The sequence below is a fragment of the Mesorhizobium atlanticum genome (assembly GCF_003289965.1).
Lineage (GTDB): Bacteria > Pseudomonadota > Alphaproteobacteria > Rhizobiales > Rhizobiaceae > Mesorhizobium > Mesorhizobium atlanticum.
The window spans coordinates 184,507-199,323 of record NZ_QMBQ01000009.1; the positions used below are offsets into that span (position 1 = coordinate 184,507).

General features: G+C 57.5%; 13 protein-coding genes and 1 pseudogene. 7 read left to right on the forward strand and 7 right to left on the reverse strand.

What is annotated here, in order from left to right; genetic code table 11:
* Positions 1 to 1,131 precede the first annotated feature (1,131 nt).
* From DPM35_RS26735 to DPM35_RS26745, 3 genes are read left to right on the forward strand one after another with little or no spacing between them, the layout of a single operon-like run.
* Positions 1,132 to 1,557, forward strand: coding sequence for a hypothetical protein (locus DPM35_RS26735; protein WP_112130190.1), 426 nt, complete (start codon positions 1,132 to 1,134; stop codon positions 1,555 to 1,557).
* A 9-nt stretch (positions 1,558 to 1,566) separates the two neighbouring features.
* Entirely contained in the window at positions 1,567 to 2,085 is a 519-nt protein-coding gene (locus DPM35_RS26740; RefSeq protein WP_112130191.1) for a hypothetical protein, read from the forward strand.
* 1 nt (position 2,086) lies between these two features.
* Positions 2,087 to 3,046, forward strand: coding sequence for a CBASS cGAMP-activated phospholipase (locus tag DPM35_RS26745; protein ID WP_112130192.1), 960 nt, complete (start codon positions 2,087 to 2,089; stop codon positions 3,044 to 3,046).
* Here DPM35_RS26745 and DPM35_RS26750 read toward each other — a convergent pair.
* Genes DPM35_RS26750 through DPM35_RS26770 form a run of 5 tightly spaced genes read right to left on the reverse strand, consistent with a single transcriptional unit; the run spans position 3,043 to position 8,209 of the window.
* Positions 3,043 to 4,188 carry a hypothetical protein gene (locus tag DPM35_RS26750; protein WP_112130193.1) on the reverse strand — a complete coding sequence of 382 codons (1,146 nt, stop codon included), beginning with the start codon at positions 4,186 to 4,188 and terminating at the stop codon, positions 3,043 to 3,045. The genes DPM35_RS26745 and DPM35_RS26750 overlap by 4 nt on opposite strands.
* A complete protein-coding gene (locus DPM35_RS32235) occupies positions 4,182 to 4,535 on the reverse strand; it encodes a hypothetical protein (RefSeq protein WP_146767993.1) in 354 nt (117 codons plus the stop codon). Before DPM35_RS32235 ends, DPM35_RS26750 begins: the two co-directional genes overlap by 7 nt.
* Positions 4,532 to 6,910: an argonaute/piwi family protein gene (locus DPM35_RS26760; RefSeq protein ID WP_112130195.1), complete on the reverse strand. Its 2,379-nt coding sequence runs from the start codon at positions 6,908 to 6,910 to the stop codon at positions 4,532 to 4,534. The genes DPM35_RS32235 and DPM35_RS26760 overlap by 4 nt, the downstream gene beginning before the upstream one ends.
* Entirely contained in the window at positions 6,903 to 7,850 is a 948-nt protein-coding gene (locus tag DPM35_RS26765) for a PD-(D/E)XK nuclease family protein (protein ID WP_112130196.1), read from the reverse strand. Before DPM35_RS26765 ends, DPM35_RS26760 begins: the two co-directional genes overlap by 8 nt.
* Complete coding sequence (locus DPM35_RS26770; RefSeq protein WP_112130270.1) at positions 7,847 to 8,209, reverse strand: helix-turn-helix domain-containing protein; 363 nt, start codon at positions 8,207 to 8,209, stop codon at positions 7,847 to 7,849. The genes DPM35_RS26765 and DPM35_RS26770 overlap by 4 nt, the downstream gene beginning before the upstream one ends.
* A gap of 243 nt (positions 8,210 to 8,452) precedes the next feature.
* On the opposite strand from DPM35_RS26770, the gene DPM35_RS26775 reads away from it, so the two are divergent.
* The 4 genes and pseudogenes from DPM35_RS26775 (at position 8,453) to DPM35_RS33230 (ending at position 11,127) form a co-directional block, all read left to right on the forward strand.
* Positions 8,453 to 9,439, forward strand: a complete 987-nt coding sequence (locus tag DPM35_RS26775) for a phosphoribosyltransferase-like anti-phage protein (protein ID WP_146767994.1) — start codon at positions 8,453 to 8,455, stop codon at positions 9,437 to 9,439.
* 4 nt (positions 9,440 to 9,443) lie between these two features.
* Complete coding sequence (locus DPM35_RS26780) at positions 9,444 to 10,115, forward strand: NADAR family anti-phage protein (protein WP_112130198.1); 672 nt, start codon at positions 9,444 to 9,446, stop codon at positions 10,113 to 10,115.
* Between the two features lie 453 nt (positions 10,116 to 10,568).
* Positions 10,569 to 10,782, forward strand: a pseudogene (locus DPM35_RS33225) (hypothetical protein); the annotation flags it as partial.
* Positions 10,783 to 10,818: 36 nt separating this feature from the next.
* Positions 10,819 to 11,127: a hypothetical protein gene (locus DPM35_RS33230; RefSeq protein ID WP_342633681.1), complete on the forward strand. Its 309-nt coding sequence runs from the start codon at positions 10,819 to 10,821 to the stop codon at positions 11,125 to 11,127.
* Positions 11,128 to 11,205: 78 nt separating this feature from the next.
* Here DPM35_RS33230 and DPM35_RS26795 read toward each other — a convergent pair whose 3' ends face one another.
* Together DPM35_RS26795 and DPM35_RS26800 are read right to left on the reverse strand one after the other, a co-directional pair.
* A complete protein-coding gene (locus DPM35_RS26795; RefSeq protein ID WP_112130199.1) occupies positions 11,206 to 13,227 on the reverse strand; it encodes an ATP-binding protein in 2,022 nt (673 codons plus the stop codon).
* The gene (locus DPM35_RS26800) at positions 13,224 to 14,642 is read right to left on the reverse strand and encodes an SIR2 family protein (protein ID WP_112130200.1); all 1,419 of its coding nucleotides are present in this window, start codon (positions 14,640 to 14,642) and stop codon (positions 13,224 to 13,226) included. The genes DPM35_RS26795 and DPM35_RS26800 overlap by 4 nt, the downstream gene beginning before the upstream one ends.
* Positions 14,643 to 14,817: the final 175 nt, after the last annotated feature.

Here is a 14,817-nt window from a genome sequence, read left to right on the forward strand (position 1 = left end):
CTTGCCCGCGTTGCCACCCTTACCCTCCACAACGCGCACCTCCAGGGCGTGCCCTCGCCAGTTGCCACGCTGGCAGGCCTTCCAAACCGCCTGCCGCGAGATTCCTGCCGACTCGGCGAGCAGCTTGAGTGGTACGAATTCTTTCCTCGACATCGTGCGCTAGTCCCTAGCGGCGGAACGGAAACCACCGGGTAGCAGCTCGAGTTGTCCCTGGCGTGACAGCCAAACCTTGGATCTTCACGCAGCCTCATGAAGCCGTGCGGATGTCAGCCATTGGTCGCAGTTCGTTTCGCGAGGGTGTGGAAGGGTGACGGATGACAGTGGAAGGGAGAGCTGGGCCTTGGCCGATAGGGCTGCGGCCTTGGTTTACCAATCCTGGGGGTCTTGGGTTGACCAATCCGCTGCCGATCGTAAGCGGGTTTACCAACAAGGGATCCCATGCAAATCCAGCCACTTAATGCCAGTCCAGAATTAACTGTCATTGAGGGCATTGGTAAACCTGGTGTGGCGTCCAGAATTATCTGTCGCAGTCCGGAATTAAGTCAGGACGCCGCTGTCGTGCGCACGTTGCCTACGCTGAGATTCTGATGCCATCTGTCTCGACGGATTGTGGGGAGGTACAGGGCTGAACCTTGGTCGATAGGGCTGCTGCTTCGGTTTACCAATCCTGGGGTCTTGGGTTGACCAATTCGTTGCCGACCGTAAGCGGGTTGACCAATAGGGGCGCCTAAATTCCACGCAAATCCAATCACTTAATGCCAGTCCAGAATTAGCTGTCATTAAGGCCATTGGTAAACCCGGTATTCGGATCGGGAACCCTATCCTCGGCCTGAAAACCCTCTTGTTTTCAATCGCATAGTCCGAACATCCGCGACCCATAATTCCGGAATGGTAAACCCCATGAAATGCCAGATAATTCCGGACATCACACCAGGCTGCCCTTTATGCGACTTTCAGAGCACAAATAGCGAACACCAAGCTGGTTGGGTTCTAAGCCGTATCGAGCGGAAAGGTGTCAGAACGGTTCAATCACAGATCTAGCCGCTCTAATTCGCTCGATTGTCCTTGCTTTCGAGCGACCCTGACGCTACATACGGATCGTAACCGTGGAGCCGACAAAGGAACGGTCCAATGAGTGAGTTTGCCAAAACACTCCTGGGTTTTGTGGAGCAAATGCCGGACAGCCGGCAAAAACTAGAGTTTCTGGAGGCGTTACAGGTGTGCCCACCTATCGAATTGGAGGTCGTCCCTGAAGAGCGTGCAAATAAGAGTATGAACCATCTTCGCAAACGCGCGCTCGAGTCCGGGCAGGCCTATGTGATTGCAAGGGCCGGGCGTGTCGACAACCTGGCTCATGCAGCGTTCGTTTTATCTTCCGATACCATACTTTCGCTTATCGACTCGGTTCGTGAGGGGACAGAACGCAAAACTGCACGGCGAAGGCCGGCTAGTGCATTGCTGGCGCAGCTAAAGCCACTCGATGCAAGCTTTGTGAAGATGCGTCTGGAACCCCGGTCTCAAGAGGAGGCGATCGGCGGGCGTGGGCGGGTATTTTAGTCGTCGCCCATGTCGCGCTATTTGATGAGCTCCCAATGCGTCTTTGACGTGATCAAGAGGCGTAACCTTGATGCCGAGCTTTGGCTGGAAGCTGCGGACGCGCGCGGCATCTATGCAGACGACATTTGCATCAGTGCCGTGACGCCAATGACCATCCGATGGCAGCTTGAACAGGCACTGACTGCGGCACGGGCGAAGCCCGAAGCCGCCGCGTATCCAGTCCCCTTGATCAGGGATTTCATCGACCAGGCGAACAGGTTCTTCGAAGATTTCGCTCGCGATGATCGGATAATCGCGATGGATCATCGAATTGCGGTACGCTGGGGCGATCTGCTCGATATGAAGATCACCTATGGAAGCCCCGACGGTCGGCTTTACGATGTGCCAAGCGCGACGAAAGTTGAGATCGCCACGGCGTTAGTTGGGAGGGGAGATTTCCCGTTCGTCTACGTCGACTACCATCAGGATGCGCACGCAGGCATCCCGGGGCTCGCTGTAGAAAACCCCGAGAAGTTTTCGCGCAGGTAGAATGACGCAAACGGCTCCCAAACGCTTTCAGATATTGGCGCTCAGCGGTGGGGGTTATCGGGGACTCTTCGGCGCCGAGTTTCTCGCCGCGTGCGAGTCGACGTTCAAGGCTCGCTGCAGCAGCCGTTTTGGTATCATCGCTGGCACCTCCATCGGCGCGCTTCTTGCAGCCGGCCTTTCAGCATCCGTTCCAGCCACGACCTTGGCTGCAACAATCGAGGATTACGGACCGTCGATCTTTGCGCGCAGTTTCACCACTCGCATAAAACAACACGTGGTCGCGGCACCCTATTCGCCAATTTCAATCCTTGAGGCCATTCGCAAGACGCTCGGCAAGCCTGTTGCCACAACGCAACTCAGCGACTTTAGCCCACCGCTCATAATAACAGCCGTCAACTACTCCACAGGCGAAACGAGCATCTTTCGTTCCAAGGGCATCGCGGGTAAATCCGCCAGTTCCGTAAGCATCGAGGACGCCATCCTCGCAAGCGCGGCAGCGCCGACATTTTTCCCGACGAAGAAGATAGGCCCCAGCGAATACATCGATGGCGGCCTGGTGGCGAACGCACCAGACATGATCGCACTGATCGACGCGTTGAACTTCGGTCACGCGCGGATGGAGGAGGTCTATCAGCTTTCGATCGGCACCGCATCCCGCCGGCAGGGCGCTGCGGTGCATGACAAATCCCGAGCGCCTGGGTCCGTTTCGTGGATAGCACGCCGTGGGCTTGTTCAAACGATCATGGCAGCGCAAGAACATCTGGTATTGTCTCAAATGGACAGCCTCCTTCGAAATCGGTTCTTGCGCATTGACGAAGAACCCGCGCAAAACCAGGTTGAAGCCATCAAATCACTGGACCTTGCGTCGCGTGGTGCAACAGAAACATTGCGGCTCTTGGCAGACAAAGCCTTCGAAGAACGTAAAGCTAGTCGGCCGTTGAGGGATTTCTTCGTCCGTTAGCGAATTTCCTGAAGAAGACGTGCCCGAGCGTTTTTTTCCCAGTCGTCGTATGGTGTCGTCGGGCTCCAGAACATATGCCAAGCGTCCTGGAGCACGCCTGAGATCTTGGGAGGGTCCTGGATGTTGAACCCCATGATTCCACACTCCCGAAACGCAGTGACAGCGGCGCTGGCTATGCCCTGCAAGACCTCGGGTGGATAGCAAAGGTCAAAGAGGACCGTCTTTCCAGAAATCCGATCGCTCGCCAGATCCTGCCAAGCCCGCTCGACCGCTTCGGCATCCTGTTCACAGCCGGTTTGTCGCAAAACCGCAAGGATCACCGACATTCGTGCGTCGTCAGCGGGATGCGATGTAAGACTGGTGCGCGGAACTTGGAAAATGCCCTTCCCCCTTCGAAAGCAGAGATGGTAGTTGGTCCATCCATAGGCGGGTCCCGCGCAAAATGCCCCGAAGGCATCGCATAGAAACTCCTCACACCACGTTTCAATCCAGCATCTGCGCCAAAGTGCATACCGAAACGTCATGTCGGCTCCGCCGCGCCGACGTTCTGCGCGCACCGAGGCGCCGTCCAACGCAACACCCCGCTCGTTCCTAATCTTTCGAAAGGCGTCTGACAGGGGATCTAGCCTAGGATTTGTAACGCCTTCTAAAGCGACCAAGGGATGACAGAGCTCATGATAGAGGTCCGGAAGCTGCAGAAAGTAGCGGCCTTCGAGCAGAGGCACCCGCAGGAGGTTGAACGATGAGGAAATCTCGAAATAGTCCTGCGATGTGTGGCTGACCGACGGTGTCACGAGCGGGTAGCGGATTTCCATGCAAATGGCAGTCAAGAGCCGGTTCAGATCGGCGTCGTCGGAGGATGTGTTGCTCAAGGCAAAGACACCGAGACGTTCGACATCAGAAATATGCTTGGCAATTGCCTGATATGTTCGCGATATCGCTCCTATGTCGCGCGGCGACGCCTCAAGGCTTTCGAGCGCCTGGGCCAGCAGGGTAACCGCATTGTTCAACTCTCCCACGCATTTGCCCTGAAGAGCCCTGAGTTCGAGCCCGCCTGCTGAATGTGCAATCTCGATAAGATCCCTAGCACGCTTGATCGCGTGACTGATAGCCCCGCGCAAATACGCGGCGGCGATCACCAAGAGCTGGCCCGCGTCGAGAGCGCGGCGCGCTCAGAGTTTACACGCCTGGCGATATCGGCAAGCGCGTGCAACGCGTCGTCAGGAATTGGATGGCTTGCAACGGCCACCGCAAGGTGCCCAAGGTCTGCACGGGAATTCCCTTGAGCATCGCGAAGGAGGCTATCGAGCAACAAACCCTCATGACTTGCATTGCCATCTCGAGCGGCCGCCGCGGCCCGAAGCATTCCGGCCAGTTTTTCAGCTTTGTCAGCAACAGCCGCATCGGCCGACATGAGGATTTCATCGATCAAGAGATGGAAGGATGCAGCGAGGGATTCCGCACCGCTTATAAGCGACAGCGTACTCATGCCGTTTCCAACTCAACGCTATCGCTTTCATGGAGCATGTCGTCCTCATCGTGTTCCGCGCCTTCGTCTTTGAGGAAGGTGTCGCAAAGCTTCAAGGATACCGGCAACCGCGAGCAACTTTCTGGCCGCGTCCAGGTAAGGCAGGACAGCCGAAAAATATCGTGGAGGGCGTCCTCCATGGAAAGCGTTCCCGCGGCGCGTGTAACGTGCAATGGTCGGGCAGTCCCGCCAGGTAGAAGCGGCCAACCCGTGGTGCAGACGTGGCCTTCGCCTTCGGATAGCACCATCCATTCTCCCATGCCGGGATTGAAGATGTCGGGCTTTTGAGCCGGCCACTTGTGAACCTTAAAAAGTCGCAGCGGCGCCGGAGACGTTTTGCCGATTTCAAACACGCTCAGTTCAAAATCTTCGCAGATATGGCCGTCCTGGGCGAGCGCCCTGCAGGCTGACTGCAGACCCGCTATCTCGCTTGGGAAAACGCGCCCGTCCCGATGCACGACGATCCTTTTGGCCAGCCTGGGCAGATATTGTGCCTCACTGCGCAGCATGTCGGTCAGCAGGCTTTCAACGATGCCCGCCGAGAGTTTCTCGTGCTTGCTGGACGTCTTTAGCTTGTGGCGAATAATGCGACCGCCATCAGCAACAAGAACGATGCCTGCAGTCTGGTGTTTGACGTCGATGCCAATCACCACGTCCGCCGCAAGCCCCGCCGCGAGGACGAACGGCCATTTCGCGTTGGGAATAAGAATCTTGTTGAGGGCGGCGCCGGTCAGATACCCCGCGAACCGTCCGGCGGGGTCCGGCTTGCGCACATACTTTGCGTCCGCTCCACTGCCCACCCGTTGATAAGCCATGTCGGGCGTCGTTGCGTGAAAGACGGCGGCGTTGATGCCGTAATCGGTGCGAAGCTTGTTCATCAACAGTGCCGGAAGCTTGTCCTGCATCCGCGCCCGCCCATTACTGGCATGGAGCATGATGGCGCAGTCGCCTGGTGTCAGTTTACCTGTCTGCGCGAGCTCGAGGATTGCCTTGGCCTGGTTGGCAGAGTTGACCGGTGCACTGAGGTCGTTAAACGACAAGACCTTTGGGCGGTAGCCTCCGCCTGGATACAGTCTGGCGACCTCGTCCTGCAGGTCCTCGACGAAGGCCGGCCCCCATGCATTCATCACGCTTTGGGGCATAATAAGGACCTGTGGTTCGAGCGGGGAGGCTTCGTAGAAGCCAGCGCCTTTCTGTTCCAGAAGCCGGCGGCGGCTCTTTGCGTAATCGCGAACGTCGACCCGGCCCCCGTTGGGGTTGGTACCGTATAGCCGGCGCCCGCCGCCGAAAAGAATATCGGGCAAAGCAAAGGGGCGCGCCGTAAGCTCTGCCGCATGATCGGCAACCGTGATACGCGCATTGCCGAATATTATATTATCCAGAAAGCTTCTTTTAAATTGGAATACCTTGGATCGACGTGCGCCCGGCGATTGAATGGTCTGCCTTTGAAGGTAAGCGCCTCGCTTGGAATGCGTGTCGAGGACAGGAAAACAGAGCTCGGCGGGGGCGGCTTTGACCTGCGCTGTTTCAGATCCGCGATAATTCACGACCGCGCCATCGCCCTTGAGGTCTACCAGAATTTTGGGGATCGGACGTTGGGCATTCTTGTGGAGGTACTCCTTGAGCGAAATTGCCTTGCCGTTCTCAAAGAGGATAGGATCGCTGACTGACCTTCCGGCGCCACTTATTTTTATTTCGAACCATTGATCCCCCATGCGATAAAGGCAGGATGAGCCCTTCATGCCGCGGATGGTGTTTTGGTCGGCACCGGCGCCTATGGGACGAGCGGAGATTAGTTTGGTCTTCGCTTCCAGCAGAATGCCGAAACCACCGCGCGGGTAAGGAACGACCCGCAAGGAAACACCTTCGAAGATCTCCACTCCGTCGCGACTGGACGCGGGATCTCGGTGATAGAACGCGTCGCCCGACCGAGGTCGCCACAGCCCATTGTTTTTGTAGAGCGGGGTTTGAACAATGAAATTCAAAAACCGAAGCCGAATCGGGTCGAGCGCATCGCCATCGGCCGAGCAATCGATTTCGACGGTATCGCCAACCGGCTCTAGTGACGCAACCCACCGGACAAGGTTGTGATGCAAAGCGATATTGTCGGCGACGTCTTCGGGCACCGCCAGATTCATGGTGTCGCCACGTTGCAAGATGGCAAATGGCCGCTGGTATTGGCGCGTGAGCGTTCGCTGCAACCTGGTCACGCCGGCATAGTACAGGGATCCGGGGACATCATTGCCCATGATTTCAAAGAGCCTGTAGCGGGCAACGACGGTTTCCAGACCGCCGAGCCGATAAAGGTTCGTTTCAAGCATGTCCGGTTCATGCATGACGGGCGTCTTCCCAACAAATTATTCGGAATGCGCATGTGGTACAGGTTTCGGCATTCGTCGCGACATCGAATTCGTCGATATCGGAATCTTCATATTTTCCGCCGCCTGGCGCCTCGGACATGGCAAAGGCCGTTTCCATCATGAATAGCTCGGCGTCCTCGAGATCAGCTGCGGTCAGAACATGTTCCCGCACATCGCCCAAGAGGAGCTGGACCTCCTTGAGGACTATTTCGTGGGGAGGCGCCTGCCATTTATCCGGGAACTCGCGGTTAGGCTTGTCCATCCGACTGAGCGCAATGGCATAACTTGCAAGTTGATCGCGGGCATCGTTGGCCCCATCTGCATGCACTTTCCAGTCGATAATCTGGATCGGCGCGCCACCGGTATAGACAATCAGATCGGGAAAGGCGCTCCCCTCAAGATTGCCAAGGATGTTGAAGTGAAGCCGAGGTTGCGCATGGAAACTCCAGCCGGCGGCGACGCCGGCTCGGAAGTCATCGAGGTGATAGAGATTTGTCAGCGCCGTAACGATGTCGTCCCATGCCGCGTCGTAGTCCGCCACGGCAACGTCACGACCATAAGCGTGTTCAAACAGCAAAAGAAAGGCATCGCCATGATGCGATTTGACCAGTGTCAGGTCTTCCTTTCGGTGCGTTTCCGCGAATTGACGCTGCTTATCGAACAATTGCCTTGCATGCTCCTTCGCTTGGCGCAGAGTCAATCGCTCGTCAAAATCCAATTCCGGCACAATTCGCTCCGATATAACAGTATCGACGATCTGGCCCCGCCATGCCGATAGGGTCGACAGGCTCTTCAAGCGCCGCGCGCGCAACCGGGCTTCGTCCTTGACACGCCCGGTCGACGCCATGACGTTGGCGTAGAACCACTTGCGCTGACACTGGCGATACATCCGGGCGGATGAGTACGACCATCTCATGAGCGGCCCCGTTCACGCTTTCGGATCAGACTGAGAAAGTCGACGAGCGCCTCCTCTTCCTCCGGCGAAACGTCACCAAGTCGGGCGGCCAGGTCCAGCGATCGGGCGGGCGGATCATCGACAGAGCTATGCGGCACCGGGTAGCCAGCCAGGGCCATGAGGCGCTCGTAGGAAACCTCGTACCGCAGCGCCAAGGTATGCAGGACGGTGGGGGAAGGCGTCCTGATCTTGCCCGTCTCCAGCTGGCTGAGATAGGCGTTTGACACATCGGTTTCCGCCTCGACCGTGCGCAGACTCAGTCCAAGGCCCTTGCGAACCCTTGCAAGATAGGGACCCAGATCATTTTTGCCTTTGTCCATGGCGCTAATTATCGCAAGCATGCTAAGTTCGTCAAGCAGACTCTTGGCCGGAGCAGGGTGGTCCGGGATAGCCGTAATTTGCATATCCAGTCTCACTCACAGCCTGGCTGCCACATTCACACATGAAAATATTGGGGATTGGTCGCGGAATCAAATCTTGCGGTTGACAACAAAGATAGGCTGACGTTGCTATGCCTGTCGCGAATTGGGCTCAGGATGCTGACGGGCGCGGAGGGTGGGGACATGGCGACAAGAAAAGAACTGCTTGAGAATGTGGTTGAACAAGTGACTGACTATCGCGAGGGCGAGATTGCTCCGATGAGCGAAGCCCATGTGGATAAGTGGGTCAAGCAGTTTCCTGGCGCGACCCAGGAGCCTATTCTGGCAGAACTCGCCCATGTCTTTGGCAAGACTTATTTCACCCGAAAAAATGTCGCCGATTTTCTCTCAGCGATAGTTAGCAATCAGAAAATTACGGGCAACGATCCCAAAAAATTTTGGAAATCCGTCAAAATATTGCGGATTCAGACGGCAGGAAACAGCCAGAAGGATATGTTGGGAATATTTGAGCAAGCGCTGCAGAATACTTTCGGCTTGAAGATTGCCGACTGCGGCGCCAACGCGCCTGATACATTTTTTTACATCGATGACGTTTTATTTTCTGGCGGGCGGATCAAGCACGATGTCGTAAAATGGATCAAGGAGGCCGCCCCTCAGACGGGCAATCTTGCAATAGTGACAATGGCCTTCCACTCACTGGGCCAATGGAGAACCGCCAAAGACATTGCCGAGGCGGCCAAGGAATCGGGTAAAACCATCAAAGTGACGTGGTGGCGCGTATTTGAGGTCGAGGATCGCAAAGCTTACATGACTAACTCCGACGTGCTGCGACCCACGGTGATCCCTGCCGATCCAGCAACAGCAGCCTATGTACAAGGCCTTAGCCTGCAACCGGTTCTTCGAACGCCAGGGCAGGTCGGAGGCCTGGGATTCTTCTCCTGTGAGAAAGGCCGGGCGCTGCTTGAACAGCAATTCTTGGTGTCCGGCGTTGCCGTGCGCGCACAATGCCCCAACCTTAACACCTATATGCGCCCCCTGGGAAACAGCATGATGGGCACGACCGGCTTCGGTTCAATGATAGTCACCTATCGCAACTGCCCCAATAACGCCCCGCTGGTGTTATGGGCCGGAAATCCATGGTATCCCTTGTTCTCGAGGAAAACGAACTAAGCTCATGGCTCACGCCGAATTTCGAAGCTATCAGCGCGATCAAGTCGTCAGCTTTCGCAAGACGACTGAGGATTTTGGCGGCTTGTCCAACATGGCGCCAGGGTTTCCGATCGCGATGCTGGGTCATCTGATACGTACCTCTGAGGCCCTCTACCAAGCCTGTCGGTTCCCACACATGCCCGACGTCCAGCGGATGGTCATTGTCGAGACTAGCCCGATGACGGCGAAGATGAAATCCAAGCCATATCGCAAGGACACCCGGCCGGATTGGGAGGATGTACGGGTTCCAGTCATGCGCTGGTGTCTGCGCGTGAAGCTGGCCCAAAACTGGGAGACCTTCTCGGCACTTCTTATGGCAACCGGCGACAGACCTATCGTGGAGGATTCGCGGAAGGACGATTATTGGGGCGCAAAGGCAGCCGAGGACGATCTGCTAGCGGGCCGCAATGTCCTCGGCAGGCTTTTGATGGAGCTGCGCGAGATTGTACGCAGCGATCCCGATCGGATCGCCGAAGTGCTACCGCTGGACATTCCGCAATTTGTGCTGCTGGGCCATCAAATTCCGACTATCAAGCGCAAGATGAACGTGGTGCCGAACCAAGCGCAGGTGCGGGAATTGACTCATTCGGCTGCTAAGAAATCCGCCAGAAAGTCGAAACAGGACGTGTTGCTCTAGAAATTGGCCGCATTCGCCAGAAGCCGAAGTTGGAGCAATCCACTTTTTTATCCGGCTCGCGGATTGTTCCCACTTACGGACGCAGGGCCCGCTGCACTTCTGCGGGAATTGCTCCAGGAACGCGCAGCGAGGGTTAATCTGCGATGGGAATGTTCAGTAGACCGTGGCTGCTAATCGCTCGATCCGAAGCTGAAAGTCGTTGCTCACCGAACGTGAAACACGCCAGTTGTTGGCAACCAGCGTCCGGGCAAGCTCAAAAGCCGGCCGCGTCCAGCCACCGAATGTAGCCGTTGCGGAAGGCGGGGTATAACCTCATAGGTCCTCCGCCTATCCGTTCCGGTCAACTTGGCGACGTCGGTTTGCCATTCTGCTCCACCGGCCTCGTTTCGAGGCAGACTTGCTTGCCACCTCAGGAAGAGTTGAGGGTCAGCGTGTTTCGGCGTGCAATTTTGACAGTCGCGGCAGATCATTATGCTGACACACAATCCCAACCTGGCGGTCGTCTGCGATGCCGAGCAGATCATTCACGCCACTTTCGACGGAAAAAAGGCCCCCGAGTCTTCTACCATTCAGGTTCTATCGAGGACGGCACCATAAACCGGACGGTCGTCGGTGTGCTCGAGGGGGCGAAGATCGCCTCCGACAACAGGGACAGAAATACCATTGAGAGCCGATCGAAACAGCGCGGACGGCGCAGTGACCCGTGGGCAAGCAACGAATCCTCAATGTGCAGACAGGTGACCGACTTCGCAAGGTCGGCGAGGCGTCGTTCGATTTCCGCCTTTTCGATTGCGAGTCCGTCGAGATCGAGGCCTTCCAGCAGCGACCGCGCGTGGATGAAGTCGTCGAGGGCGCTCGTGAGTCGCGCTTCAAGCTCGGCCACGGCAGGCTGCAGGCCGTCTCGCTCGCGAACCTGTCCATCGCGCTCCCCGACCTCCGGCAGCGTTCTCACCCCGAAGGCATCGAGCACTGCCTGCTTTGTTGTCGTGTATGTGCACATAGTCGCGATTGATCGACCCGGCGTGAATGACCATCTCGTGCGCCCGCGCCGCCTCGAGCACGGGGGGCACCTATAGCTGGTCAGACGATGTCATCGAGCAAAGTCGTCCGCGTCAGCCTCAGCGCCATTCTCAGCCGCGTTTCCATCCCTTTGGGCAAGTCGGATCTCGACAGCTCGTCCCTCTTCATGGAACCAAAGATCGACGACCTTGGTGTCGTCACTCTTGGGGCGCGGGACCGCCTCGCGCACCTTGAATGTGGTCGGAAGGTTGACCGAAGTTCCGAACACCAAGGCATGCTGTCTCGGCAGCGATGGCAGCCGTTTCAACACCGCGTCGGAAATGAATGGAGTCATCTGCCGTATTTGCGAAAGGTCGTCCGGGTTTTGGATACGGTGAACCAAGAAGTTCGAGCACTGGCTGAGCACGGTCTTAGACAGCTCGCTCGGGCGCTGAGAGGCTAGCATGACGAACATGCCGTATTTGCGGCCCTCCTTGGCGATCCGTTCGAAGATCTTGGTCGCATCGACCGCATACCGCGATGGCGTCGCCGAGATATATCGATGCGCCTCCTCCAGCAGAAGGTGAATGGGGAAGCGGTTGCGCGGGTCGGCGCGGCGCAGCAGCCGGAACAGCATGCGGGCGATGACAGAGCTGACGAGCTCGACTAGCTCGTCCTCGACGTCATTCATGTCTATGATGATGATCTGCTTGACCTTAGTGTGTCGCTCACCGGAGACGGCCAATCCGACGAGCGTGGCGAGAAAGTCGAACTCATCGCCGCTCTCGGCTAGGTCACCGGCCTCATGCCGAAGGAATTCGTACTCTTGGCGGTCTTCCAGCGCCTGGAAGCGGGTTACCATCTGCGAGCAGTAGTCGCGGATTTGTCGGTTCCCATGAGCTTCGGCGTAAAGGATCGCTAGGTCGATGGCTTGCCCGAGCGCCGAAAAATCGAACGGTAGGTGGCGGTAGTCGGGCATTTTGAGATCATCTAGCTCGAAGCCGTTCTCGCCGGTTAGATAGTCGTCCAGGCCTTCTGGATCCGCAAGCTGACCGAAGTTGATCTGGATATAGGGGCGGATGATAGCAGCGTTGATCTCATTGGTGTTGAAGCGCTGCAGTATGCCGACGATGCGGTCGTGCTTGGAGGGACTTGAGGAGTCGTCCCGCAGTATCTGGGTGATGCACTTGGCCAGAATATGGTTGCGGACGCTGGCGAGCTCCGCAGCCCCCTCTCCCGAGAAGAGCGTCGAAAGGCCTAGAGCCATGCGGAGGATAGGAACTTGGGTGCGCTCGCTTGCCTGAAGAAGCAGCTCCCATTCAGACAGATCCAGGAACCAGTGCGGCAAACGAAACCCACCCGCGGTTCCATCCAATACCAGGCGATCGACACCGATGGCACCCTTTTTCGCCAAGTTTTTCAGCGCCGAATGGTATTCGCCGTTGACATCGAACACGATGAAGGTGGCGCCGCGCGCATGATGCTCGTCGGCTTTCGCGAACAAAGACTGAAGCACGGCCGCGACGGTGCAGGACTTGCCGCTGCCGGTGTTGCCGAGCACGGCCACGTGCGCGCCGAAGAACTCGTCAAGGCGCACCTTTACGTCATAGCTCTCGAAAACCACCGATCTGCCGATTGGCAACACCCTATAGCGGGTGGCGCCGTCGGGCTCGTTTGGATCTCCGCCCACACCAACCGATGTTTCGATCGCGGCCTGGGTTTCGAAGATCTGGTCAAGTTCGCCTTCGAGAGCGTAGAGGGCGTCCGCGTAAAGAGAGGGAAACACCGAAACGCCGAAGCGGAACCCGCCGCCCCTCGTCGGCAGCATACCGACCGGGACGACGTCGAGATATTTGGACGAGCCGGCACGATCGAAGTCACCCCGGTCTGAGGGCGAGCTCGCGTCGCGCTCTCGAAGACCCACGACCTCGACGACGATGTATTCAGACAGCGCTGGGATCATCAGGAAGGAGCCGAGCCGAGCGACGTAATGCACGTCGTCGAAGCCGACCATGGTGAAGTTGTCCGTGCCAGCGTGCATTTCGACGACAAATCGGTCAGCAGCTATTGAGACAACTTTACCGATCGCGCGCCTACGGTCGTCGTGGCTCATTCCTCATCATCCTTTTTCGCCGGAGCCAAATTGGAAAGCACTTTACGGACCGCTTCGTCGATGCGGTCACTAGCCCGTTGCGGCAGGAAGTGTTCGACGACCATGTCGAAGTAATGCGCCCTGGTTCCCTCCTCAGGCCCGTCTCCGCCAATGATCCAGATACGCGGATCGCGTAGCGCGCGTAGCTTAGCGATCTCACCCTCCATGTCTGGGTCGGCGAAAATCACCAATCGGAACGTCGGGATTGTGAGGGCCTGATAGATGATGTTGTTCAGGTGCTCGTCGCCAAATGCGTAGCCAGCGGTAATAAGGACGCTCTGCTCACGGACGATCCGCGACTGAAACTCACGGAACAGGTCTGCGTACGGTGACCCCAATGACGAATTCTGCTTCGCCGGCGTCGGATAGATCATCATCCGCTTAGCGTCGATCGGCGGCCAGGTTTCCCTGATCGGAAACAGGCCGTGATCGTCTTCGGTCCAAGTCACAGAACCATGCAGCTTGCACAGGTAGACGAAGGCATCGACGGCGGTCCATTTGCGGCTGGCGACGTCGAGCTGCTCCGCCAAAGCGTACCGGAAAGTTGCCGGGTTGAACCGCCGTTCGACTACCCCAGAGAAACCGTTGGCATAAGGGATGCCGAGCCGATCCATCGCCATCTCGTTAAAATGGTCGTAGTTAGTTGTGAAGACCCAAGGCCGCGGAAGCGACCGGTCGCGCAAGACCAACTTCTTGTAGAAGCGCTCGTAGAGGTCGCGAACGGCGGTGTCGCCTTTGGCGAACGCGCCCTCGGTGACGCGCGCCCAGAGGAAAGTCTGGACTTTCTGGATGATGCCGTCGACCAGATCCCTGGCGGGCCAGTGAGCTGCGGTACCGCTCTGGCGTAGGACGAAGCGCTGGGCGAACAGCACCTCCATAAGGCGTTCGAGGTTGCGGTTGTAGCCTTGCTCCAGGTCGATCCCAAGCGCGTCGAGATATTCGAGCTCGGTCTTGATCAGCCTCCATGGTGCGGGCTCGGGCTCTGGTTCCGACGGTGTGCCAAGGGGATCTGCGCCTTCGCCATCGTCGGCCCAGACCTCTTCAGCTTCGTCTTCTTCCCGCGCCGCTTGAACTTCATCGGCGTTTCCACCGGCATCCGCCACAGTGTCACCGTAGGAGCCCGCCGCTCGCGCCGCCAACGTTTCGCTGCAGAATTCCTTAGCAAGGGGTGCCATCGTCGAAATGCCGACCTCGGCGCCCGCCTTGATCAGCGAGGAGCAGCCCGCGCCTAACAGGAACGCGATATTCCTAGCGCTCATCGATTCGGAGATTGCCTGCCGAGCGGTATCAGCTCCCTTCGCCCAGTCGAACATCTCCGGATCTGCGTTACCGTTGCGAAGAAACTTGAACGTCCTTCGTTGCGTGTCGTCAGCCATCCCCAGCCCTCCCCTCCTGCGCGAATCGCATAAGAGTCAGTGTTCACAAATATTGATAGATAGAACCGGCCTACCAAATCGCCGGTTTCTCGGTTACAGACAATTTTCGAACTGCGATTACCCAGGCGCCGCCGAAATGGCGATCCATCATGCGCGACAGCGGCCGCAACGCGGA